Source organism: Micromonospora mirobrigensis (genome assembly GCF_900091555.1).
Lineage (GTDB): Bacteria > Actinomycetota > Actinomycetes > Mycobacteriales > Micromonosporaceae > Micromonospora > Micromonospora mirobrigensis.
This window is the reverse complement of the sequence record NZ_FMCX01000003.1, coordinates 404,646-422,392: the sequence shown is the minus strand read 5'-3', so window position 1 is coordinate 422,392 and position 17,747 is coordinate 404,646. Positions and strand designations below refer to the sequence as shown.

Below are 17,747 nucleotides of genomic sequence, written 5' to 3'. Positions count from 1 at the left end.
GTTTTCTTCTTTACGATCCTCGGGACGTCGGCGGAACACCCCCGGCGGCAACGGGGTGGAGGAGGTAGGAGATGCGACCACGCGCAGCGGCCGCCGCAGGCGGCGCCATCGCACTGGTTGTGGCGCTCGGCGCCTGTTCGGAGAACACCGGCGAGGGCACCACGGTGGACAGCACCCGGCAGCAGACCGGGGTGATCGCGACCGACCCGAAGGACTCCCAGGGCCCGGCCGCCGAGGTGGCGGGCGCCACCAAGGGTGGCACGTTCACCATCATCCGGGAGACCCCCATCTCCCACCTGGACCCGCAGCGGACGTACTCGTTCGCCGGCCTGATGGCCAACCCGCTCTTCGCCCGCTACCTGACCACCTGGAAGGACGACGGCAAGGGTGGCCTGGTCCTGGTGGGCGACCTGGCCGAGACCCCGGGCAAGAACGTCAACAACGACTGCAAGGTCTGGGAATTCACCATCAAGGACGGGGTGAAGTTCGAGGACGGCAGCCCGATCACCGCCAAGGAGATCGCGTACGGCATCGCCCGCTCCTTCGACCCGGACCTCACCGGCGGCCCCACCTACCTCCAGGAGTGGCTGGCCGACACCGCGCAGTTCGACACCAAGTGGGACTTCAAGAAGAACAAGACGTCGCTGCCGCCCGGCCTGACCACGCCGGACGCGAAGACGCTGCGCTTCGAGTTCGCCAAGCCCCGCTGCGACCTGCCCTTCGCGGTCTCGCTGCCGACCACCGCCCCGCTCAAGCCGGAGAAGGACACCGGGGTCAACCTGGACCAGAAACCGTTCTCGTCCGGGCCGTACAAGATCGCCAAGAACCAGGCGGGCGTCCAGATCACCCTGGACCGGAACCCGAACTGGGACCCGGCCACCGACCCGGTGCGTCACCAGTACCCGGACCAGTTCGTCTGGACCTTCGGCCCGACCGCCGACGCCGCGGTCAACCGGGTGATCGCCGACAACGGCGCCGACCAGAGCGCCCTGGCCTGGAACTACGTGCCGGCGTCGCTGGTCGCGAAGGTGGCCGGTGACCAGGCGCTGAAGTCGCGGACCATCCTGTCCCCGACGCCGAGCGCCAACCAGCTCGTGATCAACAACCAGCGGGTCAAGGACCTCAAGGTCCGCCAGGCGCTGAACTACGCCATCGACCGCGAGGGCCTGGTCAAGGCGCTCGGCGGGACGACCGTGGCCCAGCCGATGACCACCCTGATGCCGCCGTCGACCATCGGCTACAAGGCGTACGACGCGTACCCGGCCGGTGCCACCGGCAACCCGGAGAAGGCCAAGGAGCTGCTCGGCGGGCAGACCCCCGAGCTGGTCCTCGGCGTCGCCGACAACACCAACGAGCAGCAGATCGCCGTTCAGCTCAAGGGCAACCTGGAGCGGGCCGGCTTCAAGATCACCGTCCGGAACATCCCGGACGACGCGAAGCTCGACGAGGTCAAGAAGAAGGACAACCCCTGGGACCTCTACATCGGTAACTGGGCGGCCGACTGGCCGAGCGGCGCGTCGATCCTGCCGGTGCTCTACGACGGCCGGACCATCAAGCCCGAGGGGAACAGCAACAGCGCGTTCTTCAACGACGACGCGATCAACGCCGAGATGGACCGCATCCTGGCGCTGCCCCCGGCCGAGCAGGGCCCGGAGTGGGGCAAGCTCGACGAGCGGATCATGAAGGAGTTCGCCCCGGTGGTGCCGCTCTACGTCGACGTGGCGTACGCGGTGCACGGTTCCAAGGTCGGCGGGGTCTTCATCTCGTCCGTCTTCGGCTACCCGTCCTTCGCCAACGCGTACGTCAAGCAGTAGCCCCCAGCGTTAGCAGGGGCCCCTTATTAACACGCCGATGTTAATAAGGGGCCCCTGCTATACCGCAGGCGTTAAAAGGGGGCCCCTCCTTACAGCGCGGCGCGCAGGAAGTCCAGCTCCAGCCGGAGCAGGCGCTCGGCGGTGCCCCCGGCGGCCATATGGGTGGCGCCGGTCAGCGGCAGCACCGAGTGCGGCCGGCCGGCGGCCAGCAGGGCCGCCGACAGCCGCAGGGTGTGCGCGGCCACCACGTTGTCGTCGACCAGGCCGTGCACCAGCAGCATCGGGCGGGCCTCGTCCGGGCCGCGCACCGGCTCGGCGGCCAGCTCCACCAGCGAGTGGTGGGCGTACACGTCCATCCCGTCGTCCGGCAGGCCCAGATAGCGCTCGGTGTACGCGGTGTCGTACAACGTCCAGTCGGTCACCGGGGCGCCGAGGATCGCCGCCCGGAACAGCTCCGGGTGGCGCAGCACCGCCAGCCCGGCCAGCCAGCCCCCGAACGACCAGCCGCGTACGGCCACCCGGCCCAGGTCCAGGTCGGGGTGCTTCTCGGCGAGCGCGGCCAGCGCGTCCATCTGGTCGGTCAGCACCACGTCGGCCATCCGCCGGTGGATCGCCTTCTCGAACGACGGCGACACCCCGGGGGTGCCCCGGTTGTCGATCGTCACCACCGCGAAGCCGGCGTCGGCCCACCACTGCCGCTCCAGCCAGGCCGCCCGGGCGGCCACCACCTCCTGGTGGCCGGGGCCGCCGTAGACGTCCAGCAGCACCGGCAGCCGCCGGCCGGTGACGTGGTTGTCCGGATAGAGCACCGCGGCCGGCAGCCGGCGGTCGGTCACCCGCTCCAGCAGCGGCAGCGGCGCGTACGGCGGGGTGGCGGCGAACGAACGCAGCTCGGCCACCTCCTGCTCGGCCCGGCACACCGTCCAGCGGGTCCCCGGGTGGTCCAGCGAGGCGAACCCCGTCACCAGCACGTCCCCGCCGACCGCGGCGGTGTGCCAGCCCGCGTCGGTGGTCAGCCGGCGGGCGTCCACCCCACCGCCGATCGCGGTCCGCACCCGGAACAGGTGCCGCTCGCTCGGCTCGCCGTCGCTCGCCTCCACCAGCAGGTCCGCCGGGCCGCCCGCGCCGTTGGGCAGCCGCCCCACCACCCGGCGGACGTAGAGCGAGGGCGGGGTGAGCAGGGTGCCGTCGGCGAAGAGGCAGCGGGCGTCGTACCCGTCGTGGGCCAGTTCCCCACCGACCAGCACCCGACCGTCGGGCAGGTGCGCCGGGGTGCCCGGAATCGGCTCCACCCAGCGCGGGTCGGCCAGCTCGGCGTGCACCTGCGTCTCCCCGGTACGCGGGTCCACCGCGAGCACCAGCCCGTGCTGCTGGGAGCGGCGCAGCACGGTGATCAGCGGCCCGCCGTCCGCCCAGTCCACCGAGGTCAGGTACGGGTAGGTCTCCCGGTCCCAGTGCACGTCGACCCAGCCGTCGTCCAGGTCGAGCAGGTGCAGGCTGACCTCGGCGTTCGCCCCGCCGGCGGCCGGGTAGGGCAGCGTCGTCGGCGGGCTGGCCGGGTCGGCCGGGTCGTGCAGGTGCCAGCGGGGCAGCCGCGAGTCGTCGACCCGGGCGGCCAGCACCGAGCGCCCGTCCGGCGCCCACCAGTAGCCCCGGAACCGGCCGAACTCCTCGGCGGCGATGTGCTCGGCCAGGCCCCAGGTGACCCCGGAGTCCTCCCCGGCGAGCAGGGTGTCCGTGCCGTCGGGCTCGACCACCCGCAGCTGGCCGCGGCGTACCCCTTCCGCGGTGTCGGTGACGTAGGCCAGCCGTTCGCCGGTCGGGTCGGGCCGCGGGTCGATCACCGGGCCGACGGTGGCCACCTCGATCACGTCGCCGTGCACCAGGTCGGCCCGGAACACCCGCCCGGTCAGCGCGAAGACCGCGACCCGGCCGGCCGCGTCCAGGGCGTACGAGCCGATGCCGGCGGCGCTCAGTCGCTGCCGCTCGCGCAGCGCCCGTTCGCCGGGGGAGAGGGCGGCCGGGTCGGCGTCCGCGCCGAGCAGCGCCGCCGGGTCGGCGACCAGTCGTTCCTCGCCGGCGGCCACGTCGTACAGCCAGAGGGCGTCGGCGGGGTCCTCGGGGCCGGCCGAGCGGAGGAACACCACCCGGGAACCGTCCTCGGCGACGGTGACGGCGCGCGGCGCCCCGAGGCTGAACCGACGGGTACGGGCGGCCAGCTCGGGAAAGTCCACAACCCGGATCGTAGAGCCGCGTCGGGCGTGATGTGGCCGACCTGGGCGGACACGTCAGCCCGTGCAGAGGCGGACCGCCGGATAGAGTGACGGTCGTGACGACGCTGCCCGACCGCCGCCTGCTGCTGGTCCACGCGCACCCCGACGACGAGTCCATCGGCACCGGCGCGACGATGGCCCACTACGCCGCGGACGGCGCCCACGTCACCCTGGTCACCTGCACCCTCGGCGAGGAGGGCGAGATCCACGTGCCGGCGCTGGCGCAGCTCGCCGCCGCCGAGGCCGACCAGCTCGGCGGGTACCGGATCGCCGAGCTGGCCGCCGCCTGCGCCGAGCTCGGCGTCGCCGACCACCGCTTCCTCGGCGGCGCCGGCCGCTACCGCGACTCCGGCATGATGGGGATGGCCACCAACGAGCACCCCCGGGCCTTCTGGCGGGCCGACCTCGACGAGGCCGCCGGGCTGCTGGTGGAGGTGATCCGCGAGGTCCGCCCGCAGGTCCTGGTCACGTACGACCCGAACGGCTTCTACGGTCACCCGGACCACATCCAGGCGCACCGGGTGGCGATGCGGGCCGTCGAGCTGGCCGCCGCCGAGGGGATCGCCCCGGCCAAGGTCTACTGGACGGCGATGCCGCGCAGCGTCCTCGAGGCCGGCCTCAACCACTTCACCGAGTCGTCGGACAACCCCTTCGCCGGCATCGACCACGCCGACGAGCTGCCCTTCGGCACGCCGGATGCGGAGATCGCCGCCCGGATCGACGCCACCGACCAGCACGCGGCCAAGGAGGCGGCGATGCGGGCGCACGCCACCCAGATCCCGGCCAACTCGTGGCTCTACTCGATCGCCGGGAACTTCGGCGCGGAGTTCATGGGGGTGGAGTACTTCACCCTGGCGGTCGGCGGGAAGGGCCCGGGCAGCGGCCCGTACGGCTGGGAGGACGACCTCTTCGCCGGCCTCGCGCCGGACGGCGCCGACCGGTCACCGGCCGTGGCGGTCGGCTCCCGGTGACCGTGCCCGTCGCGCCGATGTCCGTCCTGCCGGAGCAGACCACCCCGCCGCCACCCGGCCGGTCGGGGCGGCTGCTCGACGTGGCGCTGCGGGTGGCCGGCGGCGTGGTGGCGCTGGTGGCCGGCGCGCTGGCCGGGGTGCTGGAGCTGATCCTCGTGGTGGCGGCCTGGGAGTTCGTCAAGGGCCGGTCCACCTCCGCCGGGGAGGTCCTGGTGGGCCTGGCGTTCGGCGTGGCCGGGCTCGGCCTGGTGGTGGCGACGACGGTGGCGGTGAGCTGGTTCGCGCACGCCGCCGTCGGCACCCGCTGGGCCGCCCTGCTGCCCGCGCTGCCGTGGTTCGTGCTGATCGCGGTGGCCGCCGTCCGGACCCGCGAGGGAGACCTCCTGCTCGGCGGGGACAACGTCCTGGGGCTGGGGATGATCCTCGCCGGGGCGGTCACCTTCGCGGTGATGATCTTCCGCCAGCTGCTCGCCCCCGCCGCGGCCGTACCCCGCGGGTGATGACGACACCCGGGTACGGGTGGTACATATTCCTGCCAGAGGGCCCGCCGACCCCGGCGGGCGGTACGGCGGGAGAGGTGCGATGAGGGATCGGTGGCGCGCGATCGGCGCCCTCGCGGCGGTGCTGTTCGCGGTCAACGTGCTGGCCCGACTGATCATCAGGTTCGGCTTCGAGGGCGACGACAGGGCGGCGGACCGGGTCTCGCTGCTGATGTTCGTGGCGATCGGCCTGATCCTGGCCGTGGTGGCCTTCCGGCAGGGCGCCACCCGCCCGCTGGCCCGCTGGTCCGCCGACGTGGCCGCCGCGGTGGGCGTGGCGTTGGCCCTGACCGTGCTGGTCGGTCCGCTGCTGGTGGGCAACAACCCGTTCGGCGCGGGTGCCGGGCTCTTCTTTGCCCAGATCTGGCTCTACCTGGCCGCCGCGCTCGCCGGCGTCGCCATCGGCTACCTCCTGCTGACCGCGCTCGGCCGGGACCACCGCTCGCAGCTGCTCAAGCGGTACGCGGAGATCAAGTCCGCCAAGCCCCGCAAGGTCGTCCGCCGCTGACCCACCGGCCCCTTCCGCAGCCTGCGGCAGGCTGGGGTGTCAGGCCGGTGGGGCGACCCGGGTCAGGTAGGTGTGGTGGGTGGTGAAGCCCAGCTGCCGGTAGAGGCCCACCGCCGCCGTGTTGCGCTGCTCCACCTGGAGGAAGGCGTCCCTGGCGCCGGCCTCGACGCCCCAGGCGACCAGCTCGCGGACCACCCGGCCGGCCAGTCCCCGACGGCGTGCCTCGGGGACCACCTCGATCAGGCTCAACCCCAGCCAACGGCCCCCGCCGGTGACCGTGCCGCGCCCCATGGCGACCAGCGCGCCGTCGGCGTACACGTGGGCGAAGCGGACCTGGTCCACGGCGGTGAGCACGTGCCGGGCGGCCTCCGGGAGGCCACCCTTGCGCCCGGCGGCGACGCTCAGCCACTCCGGCGACGGCGCGGTGGCCAGTTCCACCGGCGGCGCGGCGGCCGACGCCGGCGGGGCCGGCGGCAGCGCGGCCAGCGGGACGGTCTGCACCAGCACCGGCGGCCGGGCGCCCCAGCCGCGGGCGTCGAGTTCCGCGCCGACCGGGGCGGCCAGCGGCAGCGGGGTGTTGACCATGGCCGGCTGGCCGAGGTCGGCGTACCAGCGTTCGATGGCGTCCACCGCGGCCGGCAGCGGCCGGTCCGGGTCGCCGATCGGCAGCGCCGAGTTGGCCCGGCCGCTCCACCCGGCGGCGCTGCGCAGCAGCCAGTCACCGAGCCGGCCGCGGACCGCGGCGGGCCACGCCTCGTCCGAGGCGACCTCCAGCGCCACCACCGAGGCGGCGGTCGGCCGGGCGGTCGGCGGCACCCGCTTGGCCCGGTGCACCTGGGCCAGCGGAACGGTCAGCCGGCCCTGCCGGGTGGCCAGGGTGATCTGGGTCTCGGTCAGTTCGACCAGCTCGCCGAGGGCGTCCGAGAACTGCGGCCGGCCTTCGCGAATCCCCACAATTCGCCGGACCACGATCCGGTGTCCCACATCCTGCTGTCGGAGCACGATCGACCTCCTCCCCGGCGAGATACTAGGCTCTTACCCGTCGCGGTGATCGCGGCGAGTCTTGCGGAGGAGAAGACCGGTGACCTACATCATCGCCGAGCCGTGCGTGGATGTGCTCGACAAGGCATGCATCGAGGAATGCCCGGTCGACTGCATCTACGAGGGCAATCGGATGCTCTACATCCACCCCGACGAGTGCGTCGACTGTGGTGCCTGTGAGCCGGTGTGCCCGGTCGAAGCGATCTTCTACGAGGATGACGTGCCGGAGCAGTGGAAGGACTACACCGGCGCGAACTACGAGTTCTTCGAGGACCTGGGCTCGCCCGGCGGCGCGTCGAAGATCGGCAAGGTCGAGAAGGACGCGACCTTCGTGGCGGCGCAGCCGCCGCGCGGAGAGAGCCACTGAACCGGCCCGCGCCGGTCTCGTCGCGGCTGCCCGACTTCACCTGGGACACGCTGGACGCCGCGGCCACCCTGGCCGCGGCGCACCCCGGTGGACTGATCAACCTCTCGATGGGCACGCCGGTCGACCCGGTGCCCCAGGTGATCCGGCAGGCGCTCGCGGACGCCTCCGACGCTCCCGGCTACCCGCTCACCGCGGGCACCCCCGCGCTGCGGGAAGCCATCGCGGCGTGGGTGGCCCGGGCGTGCGGCGCAGGTGTCGACGGGCTGGGCGTGCTGCCGACGATCGGTTCCAAGGAGCTGGTCGCCTGGCTGCCCACCCTGCTCGGGATCGGCCCCGGCGACGTGGTCGTGGTGCCGTCCATCGCCTACCCGACCTACGAGGACGGAGCCCGGCTGGCGGGCGCCACCACGGTCCGCGCCGACTCGCTGACCGCGGTCGGTCCGACCCCCCGGGTACGCCTGGTCTGGGTGAATTCGCCCGGCAACCCGACCGGTCGGGTGCTGCCCGCCGCCCACCTGCGCAAGGTGGTCGACTGGGCGCGTGAGCGCGGCGCGGTGGTGGCCAGCGACGAGTGCTACCTGCCGCTGGGCTGGTCCGCCGACGCCGAGCCGGTGTCGGTGCTCTCGCCCGAGGTCTGCGGCGGCTCGTACGACTCGGTGCTGGCCGTGCACTCGCTCTCCAAGCGTTCCAACCTGGCCGGCTACCGGGCCGGGTTCGTGGCGGGTGACCCGAGGCTCGTCGCCGAGCTGCTCAAGGTGCGCAAGCACGCCGGCATGATCGTGCCCGCCCCGGTGCAGGCCGCGATGGTGGCCGCCCTGGGCGACCAGGCGCACGCCGACACCCAGCGGGAGCGTTACCGGGCCCGGCGGGAGCGGCTGTACGCGGCCTTCACCGGCGCCGGGTTCACCGTCGAGCACTCCGAGGCCGGGCTCTACCTCTGGATGACCCGGGACGAGGACTGCTGGGCGACGGTGGACTGGCTGGCCCGGCGGGGCATCCTGGTCGCGGCCGGGGTCTTCTACGGCCCCGGCGGCCAGCGCTACGTCCGGGCGGCGCTGACCGAGTCCGACGAGCACGTCGCCGCGGTCACCGGCCGGCTCGCCGAGGCCTGACGGCCCGACCACCATGGGCGACGGTGGAACGGGCGCGCCGCCGCGGGCGGCGGTGGTCGGCACCGGACTGATCGGCGGTTCGGTGCTGCTGCGGCTGCGTCAGGCCGGCCTGGACGTGGCCGCCTGGGACCCGGACCCGGCCACCCGGGCGCTGGCCCGTGACCGGGGACTGGCCAGCCCGGACACCATCGCGCAGGCGGTGGCCGGCCGGGACGTGGTCTTCCTCTGCGGCCCGCTGCCCACGCTCACGGCGACCCTGGCCCAGGTGGCCGCCGTCACCGGCCCGGACTGCGTGCTCACCGACGTCGGCAGCACCAAGCGCGCGGTGGCCGCCTTCGCCGCCGCGCACGGCCTGGCCGGCCGGTTCGTTCCCGGCCACCCGATGGCCGGTACGGAGCGGGCCGGCCTCGCCGCGGCCAGCCCCGACCTCTTCACCGGCGCGGCCTGGGTGCTCTGCCCGGACCCGGCGGGGATCGGGCGGTTCCGGGTGCTGACCGCGCTGCTGCGGGAGGTCTTCCGCGCCCGGGTGGTGCCGATGGACGCGGTGGTGCACGACCGGGTGGTGGCGCTCTCCTCGCACGTGCCGCACCTGCTGGCGGGGGGCCTGGCCGGCGCCGTCGACGCCTCCCCGGTGCGCGACGCCGTGCTCTCCCTGGCGGCGGGGAGCTTCCGGGACGGCACCCGGGTCGCCGGCACCCCGGCCCCGCGCACCGCCAACATGCTGCTGGACAACCGGGACGAGGTGCTGGCCCAGCTGGACGAGGTGCGGGCCGCGCTGGACGAGCTGGCCACCGCGCTGCGGCGGGACGACCGGGCCGCGCTGGTCGCCGGCTACCAGCGGGCGGCCACCGCCCGGGCTGCCGTCGCGGCCGCTGGGTCGCGCCCGGTCCGCGCCGACTTCCCGCTGGACGCCGACCCGGCCGACGAGGTGGCCTGGCTGTGCGACCTCGGGACGGCCGGGGGACACCTCACCGACTGCCGGGTGGCCGGCGGCGTGGTCGCGTACCGGGGGCTCCGCCCGGCCTGACCCCGACGCCGAGGCGCGTCCGGTCTCCGGCGACTAGGGTGTTGGTCATGGTGGACGCTCCGGTCGTGGCGGTACGCGGCGAGGCGTACCGGGAGGTGGCGCCCGAGCTGGCCCGGTTCACGGTGACCGCGTCGGCCCGGGACCGGGACCGGGAGGCCACCCTGACCCGGCTGGCCGAACGGACCGCCGCGGTGCGGGTGCTGCTCGACTCGTACGGGCCCCTGATCGCCCACCGGGAGACCGGTGACCTGCGGGTGCGGCCGGAGACCAAGCGTTCCGGGGAACGGGTGGTGGCCTACCACGGGCGGGTCGCCACCACGGTCACCGTCACCGACTTCACCGACCTGGGTGAGCTGATGCTCCGCCTGGCCGACCAGGACCAGGTCGAGGTCTCCGGGCCGTGGTGGTCACTGCGCCCGGACAGCCCGGCGTACCGCGAGGCCCGGCACGCGGCGATCGCCGACGCGCTGGCCCGCGCCCGGGAGTACGCCGAGGCGCTCGGCGCCCGGGTGACCGGCCTGCTGGAGCTCTCCGACACCGACGGCGCCGGCGTGCCGATGATGGCCCGGGCGTTCAAGGGCGGCGGCGCCGGTGGCGGCCCGCCGGAGCTGGACCTGGACCCGCAGCCGCAGGGCGTCAACGCCGTCGTGCTGGCCCGCTTCACGATCAGCGAACCGGCGCTGAGCTGATGCCCGAGGCCGACATCCTTACGCTCGACGACCTGGTGGACCGGGCCCGGGCGCTGGCCGCCGACGGTCCACGGCAGCTGCTGGGCATCGCCGGGGCGCCCGGCGCGGGCAAGTCCACCCTGGCCGAGCGGGTGGTCGCGGCGGTCGGCCCGACCGCGGCGCTGGTGCCGATGGACGGCTTCCACCTGGCCCAGGTCGAGCTGCGCCGGCTGGGCCGGGACGCCCGCAAGGGCGCCGTCGACACCTTCGACGCGTACGGCTTCGTGGCGCTGCTGCGTCGGCTGCGCCGACTGGAACCCACCACCGTGTACGCTCCGCAGTTCCGCCGGGACCTGGAGGAGCCGGTGGCCGGGGCGATCGCGGTGCCGCCCGAGGTGACGCTGGTGGTGACCGAGGGCAACTACCTGCTGCTGCCGGAATACCCGTGGGACGAGGTGCGGGCGCTGCTGCACCAGGCCTGGTTCCTCGATCTGGACGCGGAGCTGCGGTTGCGCCGGCTGACCGCCCGGCACGAGGCGTACGGGCGGTCGCCGGAGCAGGCCCGACAGTGGGCGCTGGGCACCGACGAACGGAACGCGGCGCTGGTCGCCGGCACCGCCGGCCGGGCCGACCTGGTGGTCCGGCTAGCCGACCCGCTCGCGGGGTGACGGGACGGCCCGGCGCAGCAGCCGGGCCACCACCGCCCGTTCCCGCCGGAACTCCACCGCCTCGGGATAGCCGCTGTGGTTGCGGATCGGTGGGTCGGCCACCTCGCCCCCGCTGGGGTGCAGGGCCTCCGGGTCGGCCACCGGGACGTCCCGTTCGCCCGCGTCGACCGGCCAGCCGAGCGGGTCGGTGTCCCGCCAGAAGTTGGTCCAGGCGACGTACCCGGCGGGCGGGGTGAGCGCCGTGGCGAGCACCCGTAGCCGTTCCGGGCCGAAGTAGGCGGGGAAGACCCGCCCGTAGAGGCGGGTGAGCTGGCAGCCGTAGGAGAAGAACCAGGTGTGCCGCCGCCAGCGGGACGGCAGTTGGAACAGCACCGCGGCGCAGATGACCGCGCCCTGGCTGTGCCCGGAGAGGATCACCCCGTCCATCCGGCTGGGGTCGTTCGGGGCCAGCCCGAGCAGCCCGGCGATCCGGGTCTGCAACTCCGGCACGGCGCGTTCGGCATAGCTGGGTGGGGCGAGCGGGTGCGCCGCCCGGGGCCAGAAGGTGCCGACGTCCCAGAACACGCCCACCGTGCGGCGTACGGTGTCGTTGCGGTAGACCAGCAGGCCCACTCCGGCGATCACCAGCGGCAGCCAGGCCAGCATCGAGTCGCCCACGTCGGCGACCCGGTCCAGGGCGCCCCACCAGCCGGTCGCCGGTGCGACGGCTGGCCGGTCCCGGGAGAGGGCGGCCGCGCAGCTGAGCGTCACCAGCACCGCGCTGACCGTGGCATGGCAGCCGATCAGTCGTACGCCGTGGTCGCCGACGAGGCGGTGCAGCGCCCGGAACCGGGCGACGTCGCGGCACCGCCGCAGGTCGTGTGCGGAGAGCCCGTCGGCGTGCCGGGCCAGTCGGGCGTACTCGCGGCGGCGCAGGGTGTGGAAGAGCATCCCGGCGCGCAGCGCGACGCCGCCGAGGGCGAGCAGTGCCACCACGCACGCCAGGCCGGCCCAGAGCACCGGCTCCGGTGGCCGTACCGCCGGCCCTCCGTGCGGGCCCGTCCCGCCGTCGAGCCGGTCGGTGACCCAGGAGAGCAGGCCCGCGCAGTAGGCGATCGCCAGCAGCCAGCCGAAGCCGGCGATGAGCGCCGGGCCGCGCCGACCCCAGGCGATGCCGGTACGCGGTCCGAGCGGTTGGTGGTCGCCGTCGTCCCGGGTCGGGGGCAGCAGCAGTCCGGTGCCGGCCACCGCCAGGGCGGGCACGGCGAACATCCACGCCGCCAGCCCGTCCGGGGCCGGCGGCAGTCCCGGCAGACCGCGTTCGAGCCAGGTCACCGCGGGTGCCAACAGGAGGCCGGCCAGGACCGGGGGGAGGAGTCCACGGCGGCCGGACCGGGCCACGGCGCCGATGGCCATCAGCAGCAGGACCTGGTAGCTGGCGAGCCAGGCGACCATGCCGTCGTAACCGGGCAGCGACCGGTCGGCCCCGCAGCCCGCGATGTCGGCGTCCAGGGTGCACCCGACGGGCGGTCGCAGGTCGGTCAGGGGTGGGCCGGCGGGGCCGTCGGGCAGCAGCAGGAGCAGGAAGGTCCCGGCCAGCCCCAGGCCGGTGAGGGCGGCGACCGCCAGGCTCCACGGTCCCAGCGGGGTGTCCCCGGCGCGCCGGCTCAGGTAGGGCCGCCCGACGGCCACCACGGCGATCACCAGGACCGTGCCGAGGACGGCGACGGTCGGCCAGGCCACGGCGGCCCGGCCACCCCGGGGTGGGTCCATCAGGATCACCGCGGCCAGGGGCACCGCCGCCGCCGCCACCGCGCCGGTGCACAGGTGCAGCACGGCGGCCCGGCGAAGTTGCCCTTCCCCGCACCAGAACGTGGGGTCCTGCAGGGGGTTGGCCGCCGGCTCGGCCTCCGGTTCGGCGTCCCGGCCGGCCGAGCGGGGTCGGGCGGGCATCTCGGCCTCGTACTGGTAGGTGCGCCAGGTGACGAGGCCCAGCAGGACGAGCAGGGCCAGCGGCAGCAGCAGGCCGGCGGCGAGCGCCCGGGTGCCCTCGCGCCACCAGCCGTCGGCGAGGAACTCCCACGGCCCGGGGAGCTGGGCGAGGCAGCCGCGGTCCACGCACTGCCAGGCGATCAGGTCGACGCCGATGCCGGTCACGCTGACCACCAGGGTGGCGGTGAGGCTCAGGCAGAACAGCCGGATCAGCCAGGCCGTGATCCCGGACCGGCTGCCCCACCGCTCCCGGTCCGGGTCCGCCGGGATCCCGGGTCGGGCGTAGAGGGCGACGTTGGCCAGGGTGAACGGCAGCAGCACCGTCCAGAGCGCCCGTTCCACGTCGCGCGCGGTCCGTGCGCCGGAGGTCAACTGCCCCCAGCTGTACGCCTCGACGGCGACCGGGTCGTCCGGCCGGGCGGCGGTGGACCGGTAGAAGCCGGTGACCGCACCGCCGGCTACCAGCCACGGTTGCGGGCCGGTGCCACCCGGTTCCGGCGTCAGTCCGAGGAGCTGCTGGGGTGGGGTGTTGGAGACCCCGTGCACCCGCAGCTCCAGCACCCGCTCCACCATGTCGTGCCTCCCGGTAACGCTTCCATTACCCAGAGTGCTCCTGCTGGACCGGTTCCGCTACCCCCAGATCTGCCGTTTTCGCATTTCAGTGCCGCTCTACAGGGTGCGGGTCGGCCTCGCCGGGTTGCCCACGGCGACCACGTTGGGTGGCAGGTCGCGGGTCACCACCGCGCCGGCGCCGACCACCGTGTTGGCGCCGATGGTCACGCCGGCCAGCACGATGACGCCGCCGCCCAGCCAGACGTTGTCCTCGATGGTGATCGGGGCGGAGCCCTCCCACTTGGCCCGGCGGGCCTCCGGCTCGACCGGGTGGGTGGCGGTGAGCAGTTGGACGTTCGGTCCGATCTGGACGTCGGCGCCGATGGTGATCGGGGCGATGTCGAGGAAGACCGCGTTGAAGTTGACGAAGCAGCGGGGGCCGAGGTGGATGTGGGCGCCGTAGTCGCAGTGGAAGGGTGGGCGTACCCAGGTCTCCTCGCCGACGGAGCCGAGCAGCTCCTTCAGGGCCGCCAGCCGGCCCTGCGGGTCGCTCGCGGAACTGGTGTTGAAGCGTTCGGCCAGTCGGGCCGCCCGGTCCAGGTCGGCCATGATCTCGGGGCCCTCGGCGATGTAGGGCTCGCCGGCCAGCATGCGTTCCTTCATGGATGCCATCGGCCGATCATGCCTGATGCGGTTGGGAGTCTTGGGGCGGTTATGTCGGCTTGGCGACTACATATTGCATACCTGGTATGCAATCCTGAGGCGATCCATCGATGTAGCTCCCATCGATGTAGACGCCTCAGGAGGAGGAACCGTTGCCCCGAAGCAGAAGAAAACTGGCCGCACTCGGCCTCACGCTCGGGATGGTGATCGGCGGGCAGACGCCGGTCTCCGCCGCACCACCGGCCGCCGCACCGGCCGGCCCGGCCACCGCCGCCCCGGCCGCACCCCCGGTCACCGGGCGGCCGGCGACCGTCACCCTGCTCACCGGTGACCGGGTCACCGTCACCCCGGACGGCCGCGCCGCCGTACGCCCCGGCGCCGGCCGCTCGCACGTCAACTTCCTGGTCCGCCGCGAACGCGACCATCTCACCGTGCTCCCGCAGGACGCGCTGCCGCTGATCCGCGCCGGCCGGGTCGACCGGCGGCTCTTCGACGTCACGGGGCTGGTCGCCGCCGGCTACGACGACGCGCACCGGGACACGCTGCCGCTGCTGGTGTCGTACCGGCAGGGGGTGGCCCGGCGGGCGGCGGCCCCGGTCGCCGGCGCCCGGGTGACCCGCGAGCTGCCCGCGATCGGCGGCGCGGCGCTGGTGGCGACGAAGACCGACACCGCAGGCGTCTGGGCCGGCCTCACCGCCGGACGGGCCGGCGCCCGGGTCGACACGGCAGGGGGTGTCGACCGGATCTGGCTCGACGGGAGGCGGCGGGTCACCCTCGACCACAGCGTGCCGCAGATCGGTGCGCCCGCCGCGTACAAGGCCGGCTTCACCGGCAAGGGCGTGACCGTCGCGGTGCTCGACACCGGCGTCGACCTCACCCACCTCGACCTGGCCGGCCGGGTCGCCGAGGCCCGCAACTTCAGCGCGGTGCCCGAGAACGACGACACGGTCGGACACGGCACCCACGTGGCCTCCATCATCGCCGGCAGCGGCGCGGCCTCCGGCGGGAAGTACCGGGGCGTCGCACCGGACGCCACCCTGCTCTCCGGCAAGGTCTGCGAGGACGAGGGCTGCACCGACTCGGCCATCCTCGCCGGCATGCAGTGGGCCGCCGTCGACAAGCACGCCACCGTGGTCAACATGAGCCTCAGCGGCTGGGACACCCCGGAGATCGACCCGCTGGAGCAGGCGGTGCAGACGCTGACCGCGCAGACCGGCACCCTCTTCGTCACCGCCGCCGGTAACGACGGGGCCGACGGCTCGGTCGGCTCGCCGGCCAGCGCCGACGCCGCCCTCGCCGTCGGCGCGGTGGACCGGAACGACGAGCTGGCCGACTTCTCCAGTCGCGGCCCGCGGCTCGGTGACGACGCGATCAAGCCGGACATCACCGCCCCCGGCGTCGACATCGTCGCCGCCCGGGCCGCCCACGGCGTGATCGGCGACCCGGTGGGGGAGAAGTACGTGGCCCTCTCCGGCACCTCGATGGCCACCCCGCACGTGGTCGGCGCGGTCGCGCTCCTCGCCCAGCAGCACCCCGGCTGGAACGCCGGCCGATACAAGGCCCTCCTGATGGCGTCGGCGAAGCCGCACCCGGCGCAGACCGCCTTCCAGCAGGGCGCCGGCCGGGTGGACGTGGCACACGCCATCACCGAGCAGGTCACCAGCGACCCGGCGAGCGTCTCGTTCGGCAAGGCGCTGTGGCCGCACGGCGACGACGCGCCGGTCACCCGGACGGTCCGCTACCGCAACGGCGGCACCGCGCCGCTGACCCTGGAGATCGGCACCGAGATCAGCGGCCCGGGCGGGCGAACCGCACCGGCCGGGATGTTCCGGGTCAGCCCGTCGCGGCTGACCGTGCCGGCCGGCGGCACCGGCCAGGTGACCGTCACCGCCGACACCCGCCTCGGCGGGGCGGACGGCTTCTGGACCGGCCGGCTGGTCGCCCGCGCCGGAACCACCGTCGCGGTCACGCCGCTGGCGGTGAACCGGGAGGTGGAGAGCTACAACCTGACCATCCGGCACGAGGACCGGTCCGGCCGGCCCTCCGACGAGCACTACACCTCGCTGGCCAACCTGGACCGCTTCGACTTCCCCCTGGACATCGACGGGCCGGACGCCGAGGCGACCGTCCGCGTCCCCAAGGGTCGGTACGCGCTCAACAGCCTCATCGTCCGCTCCGACGAGTCCGACAACTGGGTCGAGACCACGATGCTCGCCCGGCCCGACCTCGTGGTTGACCACGACCAGCGGATCACCCTCTCCGCGCGGGCCGGACGGCCGGTCCGGATGACGGTGCCCCGTGCCGACGCCAGCCCGGAACTGATCGACGTGAGCACCACCTACTACGGCAAGGACGTGATCTACGGATTCGGGCTCTGGGCGGTCAGCTTCGACGGGCTGTACACCGCCCACCAGGGTCCCCGGGTCTCCGCCGACCGGTTCGTCGCCAGTCTCTCCAGCCAGTGGAGCGACGGGACGCGGACCAGCCCCTACCTGTACGCCCTGAGTGAGGTCTTCCCCGGCCGGATGCCGACCGGCTTCGCCCGGGACTACCGGCGGCGGGACCTGGCCACCGTGGTGCACCACTTCCGGGGTGGATATCCGGGGATGCAGGCCGAGCGGTACGTCATGCCGGAGTCCGGCTACAACACGGGCGGCTCGGCGCTGATCCTCGCCACGCCGGTGCCCGGCCGGCGGACCGAGCACTACAGCACCAGCCCCGGGATGCGCTGGGCCTCGGAGCTGGACTTCGGCACCCCGACCGAGGAGGGCTGGCTGGACGTCAAGGCCGTGCTGGAGTCGGTGCCGACCGCGTACCGGGCCGGCCGCACCACGCACGAGGAGTGGAACTCGGCGCCGTACGGGCCGTCGTTCCCGCAGCCCCGCTGGCCGGAGCAGGGCATCACCCGCCTCGGTGACACGCTGCTGGTGATCCTGCCGGTGCACAGTGACGCGGCCGGGCACCCCGGCGGGTCGCTGAACGACACGGAGCGGACCGCCCTGTACCGCAACGGCAAGCTGCTCGCCGAGAGCGACTCGGCCGGGTACGCCGAGTTCACCGTGCCGCCGGGGGCGGCCGACTACCGGGTGGTGACCTCGGCCCGCCGCGGCTTCACCGACCTGAGCAGCGACGTCTCGGCCGCCTGGACGTTCCGGTCCGGGCACGTGGCCGGCGACGACTGGGTGCGGCTGCCGGCGATGGCGGTGCGCTTCACGCCGCCGCTGCGGGCGGACAACAGCGCCCCGAAGGGCCGGGAGTACGTCATTCCGGTGGCGGTGCAGCGGCAGCCCGGCGCGCCGGCGGCGAAGCTCAAGGCGCTCACCGTCGACGTGTCGTACGACGGTGGCAGGAGCTGGCGGTCGGCCCGGGTGCGGCACACCCCGCTGGGCTGGCTTGCCGTCGTGCGCCACCCCGACCGGGCCGGGCTCGTCTCGCTGCGGGCCGCCGCGCGGGACGCGGACGGCAACACGGTGACCGAGCGGATCATCGGGGCCTACCGCCTGCGGTGACCCAGGTGTAAGGAGGGGCCCCCTATTAACACACGGGTGTTAACAAGGGGCCCCTCCTTACACG

At 74.2% G+C, this 17,747-nt stretch carries 14 protein-coding genes; 10 read left to right on the top strand and 4 right to left on the bottom strand.

The genetic code is table 11. The annotated features are described in order from the left end of the window. Positions 1–71 precede the first annotated feature (71 nt). Positions 72–1,814 carry an ABC transporter substrate-binding protein gene (locus GA0070564_RS13075; protein WP_091608375.1) on the top strand — a complete coding sequence of 581 codons (1,743 nt, stop codon included), beginning with the start codon at positions 72–74 and terminating at the stop codon, positions 1,812–1,814. Between the two features lie 89 nt (positions 1,815–1,903). Here the strand turns inward: GA0070564_RS13075 and GA0070564_RS13070 are convergent, their stop codons facing one another. Beyond that, positions 1,904–4,048: a S9 family peptidase gene (locus GA0070564_RS13070; protein WP_091608371.1), complete on the bottom strand. Its 2,145-nt coding sequence runs from the start codon at positions 4,046–4,048 to the stop codon at positions 1,904–1,906. An 86-nt stretch (positions 4,049–4,134) separates the two neighbouring features. On the opposite strand from GA0070564_RS13070, the gene mshB reads away from it, so the two are divergent. The 3 genes from mshB to GA0070564_RS13055 all read left to right on the top strand — a co-directional run bounded on the left by mshB (position 4,135) and on the right by GA0070564_RS13055 (position 6,105). Next, complete coding sequence (gene mshB / locus GA0070564_RS13065) at positions 4,135–5,058, top strand: N-acetyl-1-D-myo-inositol-2-amino-2-deoxy-alpha-D-glucopyranoside deacetylase (RefSeq protein WP_176730663.1); 924 nt, start codon at positions 4,135–4,137, stop codon at positions 5,056–5,058. A gap of 17 nt (positions 5,059–5,075) precedes the next feature. Further along, positions 5,076–5,558, top strand: a complete 483-nt coding sequence (locus tag GA0070564_RS13060; protein ID WP_091609156.1) for a hypothetical protein — start codon at positions 5,076–5,078, stop codon at positions 5,556–5,558. 82 nt (positions 5,559–5,640) lie between these two features. Next, positions 5,641–6,105 carry a hypothetical protein gene (locus GA0070564_RS13055; protein WP_091608365.1) on the top strand — a complete coding sequence of 155 codons (465 nt, stop codon included), beginning with the start codon at positions 5,641–5,643 and terminating at the stop codon, positions 6,103–6,105. 39 nt (positions 6,106–6,144) lie between these two features. On the opposite strand, the gene GA0070564_RS13050 is transcribed toward GA0070564_RS13055, so the two are convergent. Beyond that, a complete protein-coding gene (locus GA0070564_RS13050; protein ID WP_091608362.1) occupies positions 6,145–7,107 on the bottom strand; it encodes a GNAT family N-acetyltransferase in 963 nt (320 codons plus the stop codon). A 79-nt stretch (positions 7,108–7,186) separates the two neighbouring features. On the opposite strand from GA0070564_RS13050, the gene fdxA reads away from it, so the two are divergent. From fdxA to GA0070564_RS13025, 5 genes are read left to right on the top strand one after another with little or no spacing between them, the layout of a single operon-like run. After that, positions 7,187–7,513 carry a ferredoxin gene (fdxA, locus tag GA0070564_RS13045; RefSeq protein ID WP_091608359.1) on the top strand — a complete coding sequence of 109 codons (327 nt, stop codon included), beginning with the start codon at positions 7,187–7,189 and terminating at the stop codon, positions 7,511–7,513. Next, on the top strand, positions 7,510–8,625 hold the full coding sequence (gene dapC, locus GA0070564_RS13040; protein WP_091609153.1) for a succinyldiaminopimelate transaminase: 1,116 nt from the start codon (positions 7,510–7,512) through the stop codon (positions 8,623–8,625). The genes fdxA and dapC overlap by 4 nt, the downstream gene beginning before the upstream one ends. 13 nt (positions 8,626–8,638) lie before the next feature. Further along, positions 8,639–9,652, top strand: a complete 1,014-nt coding sequence (locus GA0070564_RS13035; protein WP_091608356.1) for a prephenate dehydrogenase — start codon at positions 8,639–8,641, stop codon at positions 9,650–9,652. 47 nt (positions 9,653–9,699) lie between these two features. Next, entirely contained in the window at positions 9,700–10,341 is a 642-nt protein-coding gene (locus GA0070564_RS13030; protein WP_091609151.1) for an SIMPL domain-containing protein, read from the top strand. Next, a complete protein-coding gene (locus tag GA0070564_RS13025) occupies positions 10,341–10,988 on the top strand; it encodes a nucleoside/nucleotide kinase family protein (protein WP_091608352.1) in 648 nt (215 codons plus the stop codon). Before GA0070564_RS13030 ends, GA0070564_RS13025 begins: the two co-directional genes overlap by 1 nt. On the opposite strand, the gene GA0070564_RS13020 is transcribed toward GA0070564_RS13025, so the two are convergent. Both GA0070564_RS13020 and GA0070564_RS13015 read right to left on the bottom strand, forming a co-directional pair. After that, positions 10,965–13,532 carry a hypothetical protein gene (locus GA0070564_RS13020; RefSeq protein ID WP_245669952.1) on the bottom strand — a complete coding sequence of 856 codons (2,568 nt, stop codon included), beginning with the start codon at positions 13,530–13,532 and terminating at the stop codon, positions 10,965–10,967. The genes GA0070564_RS13025 and GA0070564_RS13020 overlap by 24 nt on opposite strands. A 96-nt stretch (positions 13,533–13,628) precedes the next feature. Further along, a complete protein-coding gene (locus GA0070564_RS13015) occupies positions 13,629–14,183 on the bottom strand; it encodes a sugar O-acetyltransferase (protein WP_091608348.1) in 555 nt (184 codons plus the stop codon). Between the two features lie 191 nt (positions 14,184–14,374). Between GA0070564_RS13015 and GA0070564_RS13010 the strand changes: the two genes are divergently transcribed. Beyond that, positions 14,375–17,683, top strand: coding sequence for a S8 family serine peptidase (locus GA0070564_RS13010; protein WP_091608345.1), 3,309 nt, complete (start codon positions 14,375–14,377; stop codon positions 17,681–17,683). Positions 17,684–17,747: the final 64 nt, after the last annotated feature.

What these genes read in the sequence shown, in the direction of transcription:
- GA0070564_RS13020 (WP_245669952.1), bottom strand. Translation starts at nt 13,532, where the DNA reads ATGGTGGAGCGGGTGCTGGAGCTGCGGGTGCACGGGGTCTCCAACACC.
- GA0070564_RS13055 (WP_091608365.1), top strand. Translation starts at nt 5,641, where the DNA reads ATGAGGGATCGGTGGCGCGCGATCGGCGCCCTCGCGGCGGTGCTGTTC.
- GA0070564_RS13035 (WP_091608356.1), top strand. Translation starts at nt 8,639, where the DNA reads ATGGGCGACGGTGGAACGGGCGCGCCGCCGCGGGCGGCGGTGGTCGGC.
- GA0070564_RS13010 (WP_091608345.1), top strand. Translation starts at nt 14,375, where the DNA reads ATGGTGATCGGCGGGCAGACGCCGGTCTCCGCCGCACCACCGGCCGCC.
- GA0070564_RS13025 (WP_091608352.1), top strand. Translation starts at nt 10,341, where the DNA reads ATGCCCGAGGCCGACATCCTTACGCTCGACGACCTGGTGGACCGGGCC.
- GA0070564_RS13075 (WP_091608375.1), top strand. Translation starts at nt 72, where the DNA reads ATGCGACCACGCGCAGCGGCCGCCGCAGGCGGCGCCATCGCACTGGTT.
- GA0070564_RS13060 (WP_091609156.1), top strand. Translation starts at nt 5,076, where the DNA reads ATGTCCGTCCTGCCGGAGCAGACCACCCCGCCGCCACCCGGCCGGTCG.
- GA0070564_RS13030 (WP_091609151.1), top strand. Translation starts at nt 9,700, where the DNA reads ATGGTGGACGCTCCGGTCGTGGCGGTACGCGGCGAGGCGTACCGGGAG.
- GA0070564_RS13015 (WP_091608348.1), bottom strand. Translation starts at nt 14,183, where the DNA reads ATGGCATCCATGAAGGAACGCATGCTGGCCGGCGAGCCCTACATCGCC.